This is a genomic window from Pseudomonas sp. WSY_20 (genome assembly GCF_043104335.1).
In the GTDB taxonomy this organism is placed as follows: Bacteria; Pseudomonadota; Gammaproteobacteria; order Pseudomonadales; family Pseudomonadaceae; genus Aquipseudomonas; species Aquipseudomonas parafulva_B.
The window spans coordinates 39,615-56,497 of the sequence record NZ_JBICKP010000089.1; the positions used below are offsets into that span (position 1 = coordinate 39,615).

The window sequence follows — 16,883 nt, forward strand, 5'->3', positions numbered from 1 at the left end:
AAAGGCACTTTGCCATTCAATTGCGTGCCGCCGTCATCATCGCGTCACACGAACGCAATAACTTCAGGCCCCTGACTCTTCCCTCCCCCGCAGGAAGCACGCGGCTATGCGCCTGAAATGGCTAACCAATTTGAATACATTGTTGCTGGTGACGGTGTGCATTGCTCTGGGCGTCACGCTGTGGTGGTCGCAGCGGGCGCTGGAGCGTCCCTACCAGATGATGGAGCGCTACCTGACCCTGTCGCGCCATTTTCAGACTGAGGCTGCCCAGAACATTCAAGCTTATCTTGGTAGCGGCGATGCCGTGCGCCATGCGGCGGCACTGCAGGCCACGGAGCAACTGCAAGCTTCGCTGGCCGACTGGCCCGAGGCGCTGGCCAGCCAACTGCGCCCCAGCCTGGACCACCTCCAGGCCTTCAGCGCGGGCGAGTTGCTGGCAGCCGGAAAGCTGGCCGGTGACCCCCAGGCGCTGTTGCTGCAAGCCGAACGCGAGCTGGGGGCCAACCTGGAGCAACTGACCACCTATGCGCGCGACAGCACCAACCCCGACGCTGGGCGCTATCTGCTGCCGCTTGTTGAGGCAACCCTGCACCTGAGCAGGCTGGGCCTGGCGCGGGAGAAGCTGGTGGGCAGCGGCCGGCCCGAACTGGCGACTGAGCTGGAGCGCGAGCTGCAATCGATCCAGGCCCAGGCGCAGGTCATCGAAGGCTTGCCGCTGCTGGGCGTGACCCGTATTGCCGAATCGGACGCGGATGACTTTGCCGCGCTGATGGGTTTGCAGAACGATACCCGCGCCCAGCAAGAAGACGTCGCCGTGGGCCTCAAGCGCGAGCTGCAAAGCCTGGTTGGGCGCTACCCGGCCGAGCTGCAACGTACCCGTGCCCAGATCGCCCAGCGCGCCGCCCTGGCGACCCGCGCCACGCAACAGCTGGAGGCAGTGCGCCAGGCCATCGCGGCCCTGGAGCCACAAGTGCGCAGCCTGCATGGCACCATCGCGGGGGAAGTGCGCATCCTGCAAGGGGCGATGATCGTGATGATCCTGCTGATCGCCCTGCTCATCGACACCCTGCAACGTCGCCTTGCACGCACCCTCACCGGCTTGGTGCCTGCGCTGTCGCGCTGGGCCGAAGGCGATTTTACCCAGCCTGTCGAAATGGGCAGGACCAACCGCGAGTTGCATGACATCCAGGCTTCGCTCAATCGCCTGCGCCAGTACCTGGTCGAACTGGTAGGCGCCTTGCGGCACAATGCCGCGCAAGTGGCCGGCAGCAGTCATGCGCTCGCCGACATGAGTGCTGCCTTGCACGATGGCGCACAACGACAGGCCGGGGATACCGGACAGATTCGCGACGCGCTTGGGGAACTGGAAGCGACCATCCAGCAGGTGGCTGGCGACGCCAGCGCTGCGGCCCTGGCCAGTCGTGACGCAGGCCGGGCAGTGGAACAGGGCCAGGCTGTGATCGGGCAAAGTCTGTCGGGTCTACGCACGCTGGTCGACGAGGTGCAAGGCAACGCCCGCATGATCGAGCAACTGGCAGAGGAATCGGCCACGATCGGTGGCGTGCTGACGGTGATCCGGTCCATTGCGGAACAGACTAACCTGCTGGCACTCAATGCCGCCATCGAAGCCGCCCGCGCTGGCGACATGGGTCGCGGGTTCGCCGTGGTGGCCGACGAAGTCCGCACCCTGGCCCAGCGCACCACCAGTGCCACTGGGGAAATCCAGACCCTGATCGACAGGTTGCAGCAGGCAGCCAAGGGCGCCGTGGACGGTACGCGGGTACAAATGGCGCATGCCGAGGCCACTGCCAACCAGGCCCAGACCGCCGATGGCGCGTTGGACGAAATCGTGTGTGCGATCCGTACTATCGCCGACACTGCCCTGCGCATTGCCGAAGTGACGGCGCAACAAAGTGATGCGGTCAGCGAGATCCGTGACCACAGCGAGCGGATTCATCAACTGGGCGGGGATAACCTGCAACGTATCGGCGAAGGGCGTGAGCAAGGCGATCATCTGCTCAGCCTGGGCAGCGCCTTGAACCAGGCGGTGGGTGCCTTCAGGGTCTGAACCGACCGCCCTGGCTCCACGAAATAGCCTTAGACCCTCACCGGCAAGGCGGGCGGGCCCACACATGGTTCCCTGAGCGCCAACTCCGTTATGATGCGCGGCACGTTCGATCTTGCGAGTTCACCATGCGCCGCCTGTTTTTCCTGTTGTGCCTACTGCTGGCCAGCCCGGTGTTCGCCACGGGGCTGCTGGACAATCGCCCCAGCGCTACCCTCGGGGCTTCCTCACTGGCCGGCAACGCCGATTTCCTCCCGGTGCACGAAGCCTTCAAGCTGAGCCTGATCCAGGCCGACGCCCATGCCATCAAGCTGCGCCTGGTGGCCACCGACGGCTACTACCTGTACCGCCACCGCTTCGTGTTTCGCACCGAGCCGGCCGACATCGCACTGGGCACGCCGGTCATCCCGAAGGGCGAGGCCAAACATGACGAGTTCTTCGGCGATGTGGAGGTGTATCACGGCATCGTCGACATTGAATTGCCACGCAATGACCCCAGGGCCTTCACCTTGCAGGTGGGTTACCAGGGCTGCGCTGACAAAGGCTTGTGCTATCCACCTGAAACCGAACGCCTGAGCATTGAAGGTGAAGGTGCGCCGAGCAGCCAGGCCGCACACGCTTGGGAGTGGAAAGCGCTCTTGCTGTTCTTCATCGCCGGCGTGGGCCTGACGTTCACGCCGTGCGTGCTGCCCATGCTGCCCATTCTCTCGGGGGTGGTTTTGCGCGGTCAGGCAGGTGGGCTGCGTGGGCTGTCGTTGTCACTGGCCTATGTGCTGTCCATGGCCGCCAGCTTTGCCGCCCTTGGGGCCTTGATGGGCCTGTTCGGCGCAGGCCTCAACCTGCAGGCGCGGCTGCAGTCGGCCTGGGTGCTGGTGCCTTTCGCGCTGTTCTTCGTGGCTTTCGCCCTGGCCATGTTCGGCTTGTTCGAACTCAAGCTGCCCCAGGCCCTGAGCAATCGCCTGGACGGCGTCGCCAATCGCACCCAAGGCGGCTCGCTGCTGGGCGCAGCGGCCCTGGGCGTGTTGTCCAGCCTGTTGGTTTCACCCTGCGTTTCGGCGCCGCTGGCGGGTGCGTTGCTGTATATCAGCGCCAGTGGAGACGCCTTGGGCGGTGCGCTCAAACTGTTCGCGCTGGGCCTGGGCATGGGTGCCCCGCTGCTGCTGGTCGCCACCGGTGGCGCCGCCTGGTTGCCGAAAAGCGGCCCATGGCTCAACAGCGTGAAGAACGCCATCGGCGTCCTGTTGCTGGGGCTGGCCATCGGTTTGCTCAGCAGGGTCTTGCCAGGGGCTGTCACCCTGGGGCTGATCGGTTTGCTCGCTGCCGGGGTGGCCGTGTTCCTGGGGACCCTGGAGTTCGTCGTGAAGACGCCTCGCCAACGCCTGGCCCAACTGCTTGGCCTGACACTGCTGGTCTACGCCCTGGCCTGCTGGTATGGCGCCCTCAGCGGCCAGGGTGATCCGCTGCGACCGTTGCCCCCTACAGGAATGAGCACGGCTGGCCAGACTGCGTCCCCTGCCCAGGCGTGGCGAACACTGACCACCGCCCAGGCGCTCGATGCTGCACTGGCCGATGCCAAGGCCGCAGGCCAGCCAGTGCTGCTGGACTGGTACGCAGACTGGTGCATCAGTTGCAAAGTCATCGAGCACGAGGTGTTGAATGCACCTCAGGTGCTGCCGCAGATGGCGGGTTTCAAACTGCTGCGCGTGGATGTGACGCGCAGCGATGCGGCCCAGCGTGCCCTGCTGGACCGCTATCGATTGTTCGGCCCGCCGGCATTGATGTTCTTTGCCGCCAACGGCAGCGAACTGACCGCTGATCGGGTGATTGGCGAGATAAATGCCGAGAACTTTGCGTCCATTTTGTCCCGCGTTCGCGGCCAGGCAGGCCTGTAACGGCCCGCTGGCATGGGAACATGTCGGCGATCAGTGACCGGATCCTGCTATCTGGTCACATACTTCGCGCGAATCTCGCTCATCGTGCTGGCTATTGCCGGGAACTGGACACTTGCCGTCGCTTTAGGCACACTCGCCGCGCTGTGTCGAATTGCCCTACAAATCCAAGGAACTCGCAGATGGCAACGCTACTGGTGCTTCACGGCCCCAATCTGAACCTGCTCGGTACGCGCGAGCCCGGCCATTACGGCGCCGTGACCCTGGCCCAGATCAACCAGGACCTGGAGCAACGTGCTCGCGCCGCGGGCCACCATTTGCAGTATTTGCAGAGCAACGCCGAATACGAGTTGATCGATCGTATTCATGCGGCACGCAACGAGGGTGTGGATTTCATCCTGATCAATCCGGCTGCATTCACCCACACAAGCGTTGCATTACGTGACGCATTGCTTGCGGTGAGCATCCCATTCATCGAAGTGCACCTGTCCAACGTGCACAAACGCGAACCGTTCCGTCATCACTCCTACTTTTCCGATGTAGCCGTAGGGGTGATCTGCGGTCTGGGCGCCAGCGGTTATCGCCTGGCCCTGGAGTCCGCGCTGGAACAGCTGGCTGCCAACGCACAGCCCAAATGATGAAAGCCCTGGCCTCGGTGGCCAGGGTCAAGAGAAGCGTGTCGACACGCTTTAACAATTTCGCCCCCTGACCGAACCTTTGGGAGTTGATGATTAATGGATATCCGTAAAGTCAAAAAACTGATCGAGCTGCTGGAAGAGTCTGGCATCGACGAGCTGGAGATCAAGGAAGGCGAAGAGTCGGTTCGCATCAGCCGTCACAGCAAGACCCCAGCTGCCCAGCAGTTCTACGCACCTGCCCCGATGGCTGCGCCTGCCGCTGCCCCGGTCGCCGCTGCCGCACCTGCTGTCGAAGCTGCCGCCGCGGCACCGGCCCTCAAGGGCACCGTCATCCGCTCGCCAATGGTAGGCACCTTCTACCGCAAGCCTTCGCCGACCTCGCCGAACTTCGCTGAAGTGGGCCAGAGCGTGAAGAAAGGCGACACCCTGTGCATCGTCGAAGCCATGAAGATGATGAACCACATCGAAGCCGATGTCGGCGGTGTCATCGACGCCATCCTGGTAGAAGACGGCCAGCCGGTTGAGTTCGACCAGCCGCTGTTCACCATCGTTTGAATCGCGGAGAGCCAACGATGTCTGGGAAGCTCGAAAAAGTCCTGATCGCCAACCGCGGGGAAATTGCCCTGCGGATCCTGCGTGCCTGCAAAGAGCTGGGTATCAAGACCGTCGCCGTGCACTCCACCGCCGACCGTGAACTGATGCACCTGGGCCTGGCAGACGAGTCGGTCTGCATCGGTCCTGCATCGTCCAAGGATTCGTACCTGCACATCCCGGCGATCATCGCCGCTGCCGAAGTCACCGGCGCGACCGCGATTCATCCCGGTTACGGCTTCCTGGCGGAAAACGCCGATTTTGCCGAGCAGGTCGAGAAGTCCGGCTTTGCCTTCATCGGCCCCAAGGCCGACACCATTCGCCTGATGGGCGACAAGGTCTCGGCCAAGGACGCGATGATCAAGTCGGGCGTACCGACCGTGCCGGGCTCCGACGGCCCGCTGCCGGAAGACGAAGAAGTCGCGCTGGCCATCGCCCGCGACGTCGGCTACCCGGTGATCATCAAGGCCGCCGGTGGCGGTGGTGGTCGCGGCATGCGTGTGGTGCACAAGGAAGAGGATTTGATCGCCTCGGCCAAGCTCACCCGTACCGAAGCCGGTGCAGCCTTCGGCAACCCGATGGTGTACCTGGAGAAGTTCCTGACCAACCCACGTCACGTGGAAGTACAGGTCTTGTCCGACGGCCAGGGCAATGCAATCCACCTCGGTGACCGCGATTGCTCCCTGCAACGCCGCCACCAGAAGGTGCTGGAAGAGGCCCCGGCCCCAGGCATCGACGAGAAAGCACGCCAGGAAGTATTCAAGCGCTGCGTAGACGCGTGCATCGAGATCGGCTACCGCGGTGCGGGGACGTTCGAGTTCCTGTACGAAGATGGCCGTTTCTACTTCATCGAGATGAACACCCGTGTGCAGGTTGAGCACCCGGTGTCGGAGATGGTCACAGGCATCGACATCGTCAAGGAGATGCTGAGCATCGCCGCTGGCAACAAGCTGTCGTTCCGTCAGGAGGACGTGGTGGTCCACGGCCATTCGCTGGAATGCCGTATCAACGCCGAAGACCCGAAGAAGTTCATCCCGAGCCCTGGCAAGGTGAAGCACTTCCACGCACCGGGCGGCAACGGCGTGCGTGTCGATTCGCACCTGTACAGCGGTTATTCGGTTCCGCCGAACTATGACTCGCTGATCGGCAAGCTGATCACCTGGGGCAAGGACCGTGACGAAGCCATGGCCCGCATGCGCAATGCCCTGGACGAGATCGTCGTCGATGGCATCAAGACCAACATCCCGCTGCACCGTGATCTGGTGCGTGATGAAGGCTTCTGCAAAGGCGGCATCAACATTCACTACCTCGAGCACAAACTGGCCAACCAGGACTGATCGCGTAGTGTGAAGTACAAGAACCCCGGACTGGCTCCGGGGTTTTTTATTGCCTGTTTGGGCTCGATCAATGGCTGATGCGGCCCTCAGGGTGCTTGTGGCCAAGTCCGACCTAGCAGAGCAATCTGCGCATCCTCGTGACCCTCTCTGACTGGCGTGAATCAATGATCTGGCTTGTATGTTCGATCTGAAGACCGCAGGAGTCCGAACGCAGGTTCTGTGTAGAAAGGCCCCCCTGAAGTCGCGAGCAGCGGTGCCTGAACTGTCGCGCGGGCAGAAGCCACAACAAGCGCAGCTGCGACTCTACCCCTTCATACGAGGCATCTCGATGCGGTGCTCGTGCACCCGGCGATACAGCGTCGCACGCGAAATACCCAACGCCTGGGCAGCCTCGGCGGGTTTCCAGCGATGGCGAATCAACGCATCCAGCAACCGTTGCCGCGCCGGGCAGGACGCCTCGCTCGTTACCCGGCCAACCTCCTGCCCACGAACCTCCTCCGGCAGGTCAAGCAGGCGCAACTGCCCTCCCTCGTTCACGGCGCAGGCATAACGCAACACCTGCCGCAACTGGCGCAGGTTCCCCGGCCAGCGATACTCCAGCAATGCCTGCAAGGCATCGTCGGCCAGCGCCACGCTCACCCCACACGCATCGGCCTCTTCGGCCAGCAACTGGTGAATGAGCCCCAGCCGGTCTTCGCGCTCGCGCAGCGCCGGCAACGCGAAGCGGGCGTTGGCCAGGCGAAAATACAAGTCCTCACGAAACTGCCCCTGCTCCACCCTCGCCGCCAGGTCGCGGTGCGTGGCGCAGATCACCTGAATGTCCACGCGCTGGCGCCGCGCAGCCCCCAAAGGTGCTACCTCACCCTCAGCCAGCACCCGCAACAGGCGGGTCTGCAGGCTCAGTGGCATGTCGCCAATCTCGTCCAGAAACAGAGTGCCGCCATCGGCCTGGTGTACAAGCCCTTGCATACCCTTGTTCGACGCCCCGGTGAAGGCTCCCGCGACATAACCAAACAGCTCGCTCTCGATCAGGTTCTCGGGGATGGCGGCGCAGTTGAGCGTGACGAACGGGCCGTTGCCGCGCTTGCTTTGCTGGTGCAGCTGGCGAGCGAAGACTTCCTTGCCTGTACCCGTCTCGCCCTGCACCAGCACGGCAAGGTTACAATCCTTGACCCGCGTGGCCAGGCGCAAATGTTGTTCAATGCGTCGGTCCAGGCCTTGCAGCAAAGGCTCGACCGGCGGCTTGCGCTGTGGGGCGCTGACCCGGCCATACAGCTCGCCCAACCCTGGCAGACGTTGCGCCGACGCGTTGCTGACACGTCGCAATTGCGCCTGGTCGAACAGCTCACCAATGTGCGCAGGCAAGCGCCCCAGGCGCTGCATCAGGCGTTGCCGTGTCAGGCTGTTCATCGCCTGCAGGCGGCCGTCGGCGTCCCAGGCCAGCAGGTAGTCAGGCTGGCTTTCCACGTAGCCTGGTGTGCCGTGGGCACGCATCACCCAATGGCCTTGGGCGCTGTGCATGAAAAAGGCGTTTTCGATTTCGCGTGCGGTCTGCTCGACCAGTTGCCGGATCAGGTGCTGGCTGCGGCGGTCGTCGGGCGAGCGCAGGGCAGAGACGTCCAGCACCCCCAGCAACTCGCCAAAGGGGTCGAAAACAGGCGCCGCGCTACAGGTCAGGCCGATGAAGGCAGCGCGAAAGTGATCGCGCTTGTGCACGGTGACCGGTGCCTTGGTGGTCAGTACTGCCGCTACCCCGCAGGTACCCTCCTCCCCCTCCGACCAGCAGGTGCCCAGGTACAGACCGGCCTTGCGGCAGTCAGTGCGAATGGTCGATTCGACCCGGTAATCGATGGTGCGGCCCTGTGCATCGGTCAGTAGCACGCAGTAGTCGGCCTCACGCACCTGTTCGTGCAGGCGCGCCACGGCGTCCCCGGCAATGCGCAGGAACAGCTCCGAGCGCTCTCGGCATTCATTGAGCAGCGCCTGGGAAAGAATACGCGGCCCTTGCTCGGAGGCGGGATCGAGACGGTACAGCTCCATGGAGCGACGCCAGGAATCGAGGATCAACGGCGGTACTGGCGCCTGGGGCAGACGGTCGGCGTTCTTCAGTACCCTGCTGACGCAGTCGACGTGAGCGCGGGAGTTCGCGGCAAGCATTCAGGCCCTCCGGTTCTCGTTGCTGTTCTTGTGGTTGTGCAGCCATTAAGCGCCTGCGCGCAGGCCTGGACAAGCACGGTGTGATCAAAGGTGTGGTTGAGACGCAGCGTCTCAACGTCTCGCCGCACAACGCCCAGGCCGGCACCTGGCGTCTCAGCACGGTAGCCCGCCTGGCAGCGTTAAAGACCATGCAAGGCCTCTGCGACGGGCCTTTGCGAGGTTTTGTGCAAAGCTGGCACCGCGCTTGCTCTGGTCCTTGCAAACAAGAACACGAGGTGCGCCATGCCGCTACCCGCCCCACTGGTGGGCATCATTGCCAACCCTGCTTCAGGCCGAGACCTGCGTCGCCTGACCGCCACTGCCGGGTTGTACTCCAGCACCGACAAGGCCGCCGCCATCGCGCGCCTGCTCGCCGCATTCGGCGCCACGGGTGTCGGCCACGTGCTGATGCCCAGCGACATGACCGGCATCGCCGCTGCCGTGGTCAAGGCCTGCGCCGGGCCGATGGCGCGCGATCAGCACTGGCCTGCCCTCGAGATACTCGACCTGCCCCTGACCCAGACCGTCAGCGACACCCGGCTTGCCACGCGCAACATGGTCGCGCGGGGGGTGTCGCTGATCGCTGTGCTGGGGGGCGACGGTACCCACAAGGCCGTGGCGGCAGAAGCTGGCGACGTACCCCTGCTGACCTTGTCCACCGGCACCAACAACGCCTTCCCGGAGCTGCGCGAAGCGACCAGCGCGGGGCTTGCAGGCGGCCTGATCGTCGGCGGCAAGGTGCCAACCTCCATCGGCCTGCGCCGCAACAAACGCTTGCTGGTCAGGGTGCCCCAGCAGCAACTGAGCGAATGGGCGCTGGTGGAGGTAGCGGTGTCGCCCCAGCGTTTCATCGGCGCGCGGGCGCTGAGCCGCAGCGAAGACCTGAGCGAAATCTTCGCCTGCTTCGCCGAGCCCCACGCCATCGGCTTGTCGGCACTGTGCGGCCTGTGGAATCCGGTCTCGCGGCAAGCGCCCCACGGCGCCTGGGTGCGCTTGGACGAGAACGCCGGGCAGGCGCTGCTGGCCCCTGTGGCCCCTGGCGTGCTGCAAGGCTGCGGCATCACCGCCTCCGGCCACATGGCGCCCGACGAACCGTACCGCCCGGCCCTCGTCCAGGGCACCTTGGCCCTGGACGGCGAGCGGGAAATCGAATTCTGCGCCCATGACACCCCCACCATCACCCTCGATCACCTGGGCCCGTTGAGTGTGGACGTGCAGGCAGTGCTCACGCATGCCGCCCAGCATCGTCTGCTGGCTGTACCCCTGGGCCACCCGCTGCACCCCGCGACCCGTTGAGACAACCCCGGAGAACAACAAGATGTCCAATCAACCGAGTTCCGCACAACTGCTGCATGCCTATGAAGTGATGCGCACCATTCGTGCCTTCGAAGAACGCCTGCACGTCGAGTTCGCCACAGGCGAAATACCCGGCTTCGTTCACCTTTACGCCGGTGAAGAGGCCAGCGCGGCGGGGGTGATGGCCCACCTGCGCGACAGCGATTGCATTGCCTCCAACCATCGCGGCCATGGCCACTGCATCGCCAAGGGCGTGGATGTGTACGGCATGATGGCCGAGATCTACGGCAAGAAGACCGGGGTCTGCGGTGGCAAGGGCGGCTCGATGCACATTGCCGACCTGGGCAAGGGCATGCTCGGCGCCAACGGTATCGTCGGCGCTGGCGCACCTTTGGTGGCAGGCGCTGCGCTGGCAGCCAAGCTCAAGGGTCGCGACGATGTGTCCGTGGTCTTCTTCGGCGATGGCGCCTCCAATGAAGGCGCAGTGTTCGAAGCCATGAACATGGCTGCGATCATGAACCTGCCGTGCATCTTCGTCGCCGAGAACAACGGTTATGCCGAAGCCACCGCGTCCAACTGGTCAGTGGCCTGCGATCACATAGCCGACCGCGCCGCCGGCTTCGGCATGCCAGGGGTCACCATCGACGGCTTCGATTTCTTCGCGGTTCACGAGGCCGCCGGTGCCGCCATCGAGCGCGCACGTGCCGGCCAGGGGCCGTCGCTGATCGAGGTCAAGCTCAGCCGCTACTACGGCCACTTCGAGGGCGATGCGCAAACCTACCGCGCCCCCGATGAAGTGAAGAACTTGCGCGAAACCCGCGACTGCCTGCTGCAGTTCCGCGACAAGACCGTGCGCGCGGGTCTGCTCGAAGCAGGCCAACTGGACAGCATCGATGCCCGCGTCGAGGACCTGATCGAGGATGCCGTGCAACGCGCCAAGTCCGACCCCAAGCCGCAACCTGCCGACCTGCTCACCGACGTCTACGTCGCCTATCCCTGAGCCGCTCAAAACAAGAACAACAGGAGAACCACCATGGCAAGAAAGATCAGTTACCAGCAGGCCATCAACGAAGCCCTGGCCCAGGAAATGCGCCGTGACGATACCGTGTTCATCATTGGTGAGGATGTGGCCGGCGGTGCAGGCGCGCCTGGCGAAGACGATGCCTGGGGTGGCGTGCTGGGCGTGACCAAGGGCCTGTATCACCAGTTTCCAGGCCGCGTACTGGATGCGCCGCTCTCGGAGATCGGCTACGTAGGCGCCGCCGTCGGCGCGGCCACCCAGGGCCTGCGCCCAGTCTGCGAACTGATGTTCGTCGACTTCGCCGGCTGCTGCCTGGACCAGATCCTCAATCAGGCGGCCAAGTTTCGCTACATGTTCGGCGGCAAGGCCGTGACCCCGCTGGTCATGCGCACCATGTACGGCGCCGGGCTGCGTGCCGCGGCCCAGCATTCGCAGATGCTCACCTCGCTGTGGACGCACATCCCGGGCCTGAAGGTGGTGTGCCCGTCCTCGCCTTACGACGCCAAGGGCCTGCTGATCCAGGCCATCCGCGACAACGACCCGGTGATCTTCTGCGAACACAAGCTGCTGTACGGCATGCAGGGCGAAGTACCGGAGGAGGTGTACACGGTGCCGTTCGGCGAAGCCAATTACCTGCGCGATGGCAGCGATGTCACCCTGGTGACGTATGGCCGCATGGTGCATGTGGCCATGGAAGCCGCCAACAACCTGGCCCGCCAGGGCATCGACTGCGAAGTCCTGGACCTGCGCACCACCAGCCCGCTGGACGAAGACAGCATCCTTGAAAGTGTCGAAAAGACCGGGCGCCTGGTGGTGATCGACGAAGCCAACCCACGGTGCTCGATGGCCACGGACATCAGCGCCCTGGTTGCGCAGAAGGCATTCGGTGCGCTGAAAGGGCCCATCGAAATGGTGACGGCGCCGCATACGCCCGTTCCGTTTTCCGACGCTCTGGAAGACCTGTATATCCCCGACGCTGCCAAAATCGAAACAGCCGTGCGCACCGTTATCGATGCTGCAAGGAGCGCCGCATGAGCCAGATCCATACCCTGACCATGCCCAAATGGGGCTTGTCGATGACCGAAGGCCGGGTGGACACCTGGCTCAAGCAGGAAGGCGACGTCATCACCAAGGGCGACGAAGTGCTGGACGTGGAGACGGACAAGATCAGCAGCAGCGTCGAGGCGCCGTTCAGTGGCGTGCTGCGCCGCCTGGTGGCCAGGCCGGACGAGACCCTGCCGGTGGGCGCGCTGTTGGCCGTGGTGGTAGAAGGCGAAGCCGACGACGCCGACATCGACGCTGTGGTACAGCGCTTCCAGGCCGAGTTCGTGGCCGACGGTAGCACCGACCAGGCCCAAGGCCCGGCGCCGCAGAAAGCCGAGGTGAAGGGGCGCTTGTTGCGCTGGTTCGAACTGGGCGAAGGCGGGACGCCCTTGGTGCTGGTACATGGCTTTGGCGGCGACCTCAACAACTGGCTGTTCAACCACCCTGCCCTGGCCGCCGAGCGACGGGTAATCGCCCTCGACCTGCCGGGCCATGGCGAGTCGGCCAAAGCCTTGCAGCGCGGTGACCTGGAGGAACTGAGCGAAACGGTGCTGGCCCTGCTCGATCACCTGGACATTCCACGTGCTCACCTGGTCGGTCACTCCATGGGCGGCGCGGTTTGCCTGGGCCTTGCGCGCCTGGCACCGCACCGGGTGGCCAGCCTTGGCCTGATCGCCAGCGCGGGTCTGGGCGAGGCCATCAATGGGCAGTACCTGCAAGGGTTCGTCGCGGCCAGTAGCCGCAACGCCCTCAAGCCGCAGATGGTGCAACTGTTCGCCGATCCGGCCTTGGTCACGCGGCAACTGCTCGAAGACATGCTCAAGTTCAAGCGCCTGGAGGGCGTAGACCAGGCGCTGCAGGTGCTGGCCTCGGCCCTGGCCGACGGCGACCGGCAACGCCACGACCTGCGCAGCGTCCTGGGCCAGCACCCGGCCCTGGTGATCTGGGGCGAGAAGGACGCGATCATTCCGGCCAGTCATGCCCAGGGTCTGGAGGCCCAGGTGGTCGTCGTGCCGGAAGCTGGCCACATGGTGCAGATGGAGGCCGCCGACACGGTCAACCAGCACCTGCTCGCTTTCCTGCGCAGCCATTGACCCTTCCTGGCTTCTGGAGATTCCTATGAACGACTTGAGCAATCCACACATGCGCGCGGCGGTCTGGCACGGGCGCAACGACATCCGGGTCGAGCAGGTGCCCCTGCCGGTCGACCCTGCACCTGGGTGGGTACAGATCCAGGTGGACTGGTGCGGCATCTGCGGCTCGGACCTGCACGAATACGTGGCCGGGCCGGTCTTCATACCGGTCGACGCTCCACACCCGCTGACCGGTATTCAAGGCCAATGCATCCTCGGCCATGAGTTCTGCGGCCGGATCGCCAAGCTCGGCGCAGGCGTCGAGGGCTATGCCGTGGGCGATCCGGTGGCGGCAGACGCCTGCCAGCACTGTGGCACCTGTTATTACTGTACCCACGGGATGTACAACATCTGTGAGCGCCTGGCGTTCACAGGCTTGATGAACAATGGCGCCTTCGCCGAGCGGGTCAACGTGCCGGCCAATCTGCTCTACCGGCTGCCGTCCGGTTTCCCGGCCGAGGCAGGGGCCCTGATCGAACCGCTGGCGGTCGGCATGCACGCGGTCAAAAAAGCAGGCAGCCTGCTGGGCCAGACCGTGGTGGTGGTGGGCGCCGGTACCATCGGGCTGTGCACCATCATGTGCGCCAAGGCGGCAGGCGCGGCGCGGGTGATCGCCCTGGAGATGTCTTCGGCGCGCAAGGCCAAGGCATTGGAAGTGGGCGCCAGCGTGGTCCTGGACCCCAACCAGTGCGATGCGTTGGCCGAGATTCGTGCGCTCACCGCCGGGCTGGGGGCTGACGTGAGCTTCGAGTGCATCGGCAACAAGCACACGGCCAAGCTGGCCATCGATACCCTTCGCAAGGCCGGCAAGTGCGTGATGGTGGGAATTTTCGAGGAGCCGAGCGAATTCAACTTCTTCGAACTGGTGTCCACCGAGAAGCAGGTGATCGGTGCGCTGGCCTATAACGGCGAGTTCGCCGACGTGATCGCCTTCATCGCCGACGGTCGGTTGGATATACGCCCGCTGGTGACCGGCCGCATCGGGCTGGAGCAGATCGTCGAACTGGGGTTCGAGGAACTGGTGAACAACAAGGAGGAAAACGTGAAGATCATCGTGTCGCCGGGATTGGGTCGCTAGGCGCACGGTATCGAAGTTCCCCTGGGGCGGCCTGATCAGGCCGCCCCTACCCGAGGCCCCATCGCTTGCAAACGTGGCGCAAAGCCCCCTCGCCCCACCCGCCACTCGCTGTTTCAGGCGCTCGATCTGAGTCATAATCGGCACACTCACTGCCCGGTCCTCGCCATGCGTCCACTGCTTCCCCTGACCCTGCTCCTGTTGCTCGCTGCCTGTGGTGATGGCGAATCCCTGAGCCCACCCGATGCCCGTCTGCCAGACGGCGGTCGCTACCGAGGCCAGGTCGTCGACGGCTTGCTGCAGGGCCAGGGCCGTATCGACTACCCCAATGGCAGCTGGTATGCCGGCGGTTTCAAGGATGGCCAATGGCACGGCCAGGGGGAATGGCACGGGCAGAACGGCGAAGTCTACCGCGGCCAGTTCGTTGCCGGCCTGTTCGAAGGGCTTGGCGACCTGACCACACCAGGTAGCCACTATGCGGGCACCTTCCGCCATGGACGGCGCGATGGCGAAGGCACCCTCAAGCAGACTGGGCAAACCTACCGCGGGCAGTTCAAGGACGACCTCTACGAAGGGGCAGGCGAACTGGAGCTGGCCGACGGCAGTCGCTACCGGGGCCTGTTCGCCAAGGGCAAGCCCAACGGCGCCGGCGTGCGCAGCGATGCTAGCGGTAATCAGTTCAGCGGCAGGTTCGTGGACGGCCAACTGCAAGGCACTGGCACTTACGACAGTGTCGAAGGCGAGCAGTACATCGGCGAGTTCAAGGACAACCGCCTCGAAGGCCGCGGGCGCTACGAAAACGCCGAAGGCGATGTGTGGATCGGCCAGTTCAAGGACGGTTCGCTCAACGGCGAAGGCGAAATGCTGGGCAGTGACGGCAGCCACTACAAAGGCACGTTCCTCGACTGGCGCATGTCGGGCCAGGGCAGCCTGCAACTGGCTGATGGCAGTCAGTACGTGGGCCATATGCTCGATGATGCCTACCACGGGCAAGGGCGCCTGACACTGGCCGACGGCAAGGTACAAAGCGGTACCTGGGCCAATGGCGTTCGGGTTCGCGATGAGCGTGGCACCTTGCTGCCGGACCCGCTCGATATGGCACTGCTCAATCAAGGGCGCTTGCTCAAGGAAGCCTTGGCCACCGTGCCCCGGTCCCAGCCGGCAATCGAGCTGTACAGCCTGGTGGTGGGGGGCGACGGGCAGCAGAGCGTTTTTCTGCGCGAAGCCGATTACGTGAGCAACCTGCTGAAGGTACGCTTCGGTGCCAAAGGCCAGGTCACGCTGGTCAACCATCGTGACTTCATGGCGACGCGCCCCATGGCCACGCGGCAGAGCATCACCCGAGCCGCCAGCACCCTGGCCGAGCGCAGCGGCCCGGAAGACCTGCTGTTCATCTACCTCACCAGCCACGGTAGCCAGGACCACCAACTGGTCCTCGATCAACCACGCCTGCAGTTGGCCGACATTTCCGCCGACGAGTTGGCCGATGCATTGGCCCCCTTGAAAAATCGAGACAAGGTCATCGTCATTTCCGCGTGTTATTCCGGTGGCTACATCGATGCCCTGAAAGATTCGCGCACGCTGCTCATGACAGCCGCCCGAGCCGACCGGGTGTCCTTCGGTTGCTCGGAAGAAGCCGACTTCACCTACTTTGGCGACGCCCTTTTCGCCCAGGCCCTGAATCAGACGGACGACCTGAAACAGGCGTTTGAACTGGCGCGTACCCATGTTGCCGAACGTGAACGAAACGAAGGCTTCGAAGCGTCCGAGCCGCAGCTGTGGGCACCGCCAAACGTGCTGGAGCACTGGCAGCGCCTACGCCGGAACCAGGCCGAAGAAGCCTTGCGCAATACGACACAGGCAGCGGTGGGGGCACAGGCAAAAACGCCGCGCAGCCACTAAGCTTGTGTGTAACAAGGGAGAGACATCATGTACTTGACGCCTCAGCATGTCCTGCTTGCCGGAGCGACCGGCCTGACTGGCGAGCACCTGCTCGACCGCCTGCTCAATGAGCCCACCATCACCCGCGTGCTGGCGCCTACACGCCGCCCTTTGGCAGAACATCCACACCTGGACAACCCTGTGGGCGATCCGGCTGTCTTTCTGCCCCAGCTGGAGGGCCGCGTGGACATTGCCTATTGCTGCCTGGGCACGACATTGAAGCAGGCAGGCTCGGAGTCCGCATTCAAAGCCGTGGACCTGGACATGGTAGTGGCCTTCAGCAAGCGAGCCCGTGAGATGGGGGCCAGGCACTTGCTGGTGATCAGTGCCGTGGGCGCCGACCCGACATCCTCGATCTTCTACAACCGCGTCAAAGGCGAGATGGAAGAAGCGCTCAAAGCCCAGGACTGGCCTCAACTGACCATCGTCCGCCCGTCGCTGTTGCTGGGAGAACGCACCGAGCCAAGGCTCACCGAAACCCTGGCCGCTCCCTTTTCCAAGCTGATGCCTGGCAAGTACCGGGGTATTGAGGCCTGCACATTGGCCCGAGCGCTGTGGCGCCTGGCGCTGGAGGAAGAGGACGGCATCCGGATCGTGGAGTCGGACGAGTTGCGCAAGCTGGGGAAAAACTGAGCCGCTGCCGGGTTGCTAGCGGCT

Annotated in this window: 13 protein-coding genes; 12 read left to right on the forward strand and 1 reads right to left on the reverse strand. The window is 64.1% G+C overall.

From position 1 onward, the window contains the following. Positions 1 to 1,288 precede the first annotated feature (1,288 nt). The 5 genes from ACF8E5_RS21370 (at position 1,289) to accC (ending at position 6,520) form a co-directional block, all read left to right on the forward strand. The gene (locus ACF8E5_RS21370) at positions 1,289 to 2,068 is read left to right on the forward strand and encodes a methyl-accepting chemotaxis protein (protein ID WP_392475789.1); all 780 of its coding nucleotides are present in this window, start codon (positions 1,289 to 1,291) and stop codon (positions 2,066 to 2,068) included. Between the two features lie 125 nt (positions 2,069 to 2,193). After that, a complete protein-coding gene (locus tag ACF8E5_RS21375; protein WP_392475767.1) occupies positions 2,194 to 3,957 on the forward strand; it encodes a protein-disulfide reductase DsbD in 1,764 nt (587 codons plus the stop codon). A gap of 179 nt (positions 3,958 to 4,136) precedes the next feature. Further along, complete coding sequence (gene aroQ, locus ACF8E5_RS21380; RefSeq protein ID WP_003255330.1) at positions 4,137 to 4,592, forward strand: type II 3-dehydroquinate dehydratase; 456 nt, start codon at positions 4,137 to 4,139, stop codon at positions 4,590 to 4,592. A 96-nt stretch (positions 4,593 to 4,688) separates the two neighbouring features. Then, positions 4,689 to 5,147: an acetyl-CoA carboxylase biotin carboxyl carrier protein gene (gene accB / locus ACF8E5_RS21385; RefSeq protein WP_023535179.1), complete on the forward strand. Its 459-nt coding sequence runs from the start codon at positions 4,689 to 4,691 to the stop codon at positions 5,145 to 5,147. 17 nt (positions 5,148 to 5,164) lie between these two features. Next, entirely contained in the window at positions 5,165 to 6,520 is a 1,356-nt protein-coding gene (gene accC / locus ACF8E5_RS21390; protein WP_058639420.1) for an acetyl-CoA carboxylase biotin carboxylase subunit, read from the forward strand. 303 nt (positions 6,521 to 6,823) lie between these two features. Here the strand turns inward: accC and ACF8E5_RS21395 are convergent, their stop codons facing one another. Continuing rightward, positions 6,824 to 8,677: a sigma-54-dependent Fis family transcriptional regulator gene (locus tag ACF8E5_RS21395; protein ID WP_392475768.1), complete on the reverse strand. Its 1,854-nt coding sequence runs from the start codon at positions 8,675 to 8,677 to the stop codon at positions 6,824 to 6,826. A gap of 282 nt (positions 8,678 to 8,959) precedes the next feature. Here ACF8E5_RS21395 and ACF8E5_RS21400 point away from each other — a divergent pair, with 282 nt between their 5' ends. The 7 genes from ACF8E5_RS21400 to ACF8E5_RS21430 all read left to right on the forward strand — a co-directional run bounded on the left by ACF8E5_RS21400 (position 8,960) and on the right by ACF8E5_RS21430 (position 16,859). Next, complete coding sequence (locus tag ACF8E5_RS21400; RefSeq protein WP_058639422.1) at positions 8,960 to 10,012, forward strand: NAD(+)/NADH kinase; 1,053 nt, start codon at positions 8,960 to 8,962, stop codon at positions 10,010 to 10,012. A gap of 22 nt (positions 10,013 to 10,034) precedes the next feature. Further along, complete coding sequence (locus ACF8E5_RS21405) at positions 10,035 to 11,012, forward strand: thiamine pyrophosphate-dependent dehydrogenase E1 component subunit alpha (RefSeq protein ID WP_145256290.1); 978 nt, start codon at positions 10,035 to 10,037, stop codon at positions 11,010 to 11,012. Positions 11,013 to 11,045: 33 nt separating this feature from the next. Next, complete coding sequence (locus ACF8E5_RS21410; RefSeq protein WP_058639423.1) at positions 11,046 to 12,068, forward strand: alpha-ketoacid dehydrogenase subunit beta; 1,023 nt, start codon at positions 11,046 to 11,048, stop codon at positions 12,066 to 12,068. After that, positions 12,065 to 13,171, forward strand: a complete 1,107-nt coding sequence (locus ACF8E5_RS21415; RefSeq protein ID WP_078479175.1) for an acetoin dehydrogenase dihydrolipoyllysine-residue acetyltransferase subunit — start codon at positions 12,065 to 12,067, stop codon at positions 13,169 to 13,171. The genes ACF8E5_RS21410 and ACF8E5_RS21415 overlap by 4 nt, the downstream gene beginning before the upstream one ends. Before the next feature lie 49 nt (positions 13,172 to 13,220). Next, a complete protein-coding gene (locus tag ACF8E5_RS21420) occupies positions 13,221 to 14,288 on the forward strand; it encodes a 2,3-butanediol dehydrogenase (protein WP_241493174.1) in 1,068 nt (355 codons plus the stop codon). Positions 14,289 to 14,453: 165 nt separating this feature from the next. Beyond that, positions 14,454 to 16,187, forward strand: a complete 1,734-nt coding sequence (locus ACF8E5_RS21425) for a C13 family peptidase (protein ID WP_078479177.1) — start codon at positions 14,454 to 14,456, stop codon at positions 16,185 to 16,187. A 27-nt stretch (positions 16,188 to 16,214) separates the two neighbouring features. Continuing rightward, positions 16,215 to 16,859, forward strand: coding sequence for an oxidoreductase (locus ACF8E5_RS21430; RefSeq protein WP_058605301.1), 645 nt, complete (start codon positions 16,215 to 16,217; stop codon positions 16,857 to 16,859). Positions 16,860 to 16,883 lie beyond the last annotated feature (24 nt).

Excerpts from the sequence above, each read along its gene's own strand:
- ACF8E5_RS21370 (WP_392475789.1), top strand. The coding sequence starts at position 1,289 with ATGAGTGCTGCCTTGCACGATGGCGCACAACGACAGGCCGGGGATACC.
- ACF8E5_RS21375 (WP_392475767.1), top strand. The coding sequence starts at position 2,194 with ATGCGCCGCCTGTTTTTCCTGTTGTGCCTACTGCTGGCCAGCCCGGTG.
- aroQ (WP_003255330.1), top strand. The coding sequence starts at position 4,137 with ATGGCAACGCTACTGGTGCTTCACGGCCCCAATCTGAACCTGCTCGGT.
- accB (WP_023535179.1), top strand. The coding sequence starts at position 4,689 with ATGGATATCCGTAAAGTCAAAAAACTGATCGAGCTGCTGGAAGAGTCT.
- accC (WP_058639420.1), top strand. The coding sequence starts at position 5,165 with ATGTCTGGGAAGCTCGAAAAAGTCCTGATCGCCAACCGCGGGGAAATT.
- ACF8E5_RS21395 (WP_392475768.1), bottom strand. The coding sequence starts at position 8,677 with ATGCTTGCCGCGAACTCCCGCGCTCACGTCGACTGCGTCAGCAGGGTA.
- ACF8E5_RS21400 (WP_058639422.1), top strand. The coding sequence starts at position 8,960 with ATGCCGCTACCCGCCCCACTGGTGGGCATCATTGCCAACCCTGCTTCA.
- ACF8E5_RS21405 (WP_145256290.1), top strand. The coding sequence starts at position 10,035 with ATGTCCAATCAACCGAGTTCCGCACAACTGCTGCATGCCTATGAAGTG.
- ACF8E5_RS21410 (WP_058639423.1), top strand. The coding sequence starts at position 11,046 with ATGGCAAGAAAGATCAGTTACCAGCAGGCCATCAACGAAGCCCTGGCC.
- ACF8E5_RS21415 (WP_078479175.1), top strand. The coding sequence starts at position 12,065 with ATGAGCCAGATCCATACCCTGACCATGCCCAAATGGGGCTTGTCGATG.
- ACF8E5_RS21420 (WP_241493174.1), top strand. The coding sequence starts at position 13,221 with ATGCGCGCGGCGGTCTGGCACGGGCGCAACGACATCCGGGTCGAGCAG.
- ACF8E5_RS21425 (WP_078479177.1), top strand. The coding sequence starts at position 14,454 with ATGCGTCCACTGCTTCCCCTGACCCTGCTCCTGTTGCTCGCTGCCTGT.
- ACF8E5_RS21430 (WP_058605301.1), top strand. The coding sequence starts at position 16,215 with ATGTACTTGACGCCTCAGCATGTCCTGCTTGCCGGAGCGACCGGCCTG.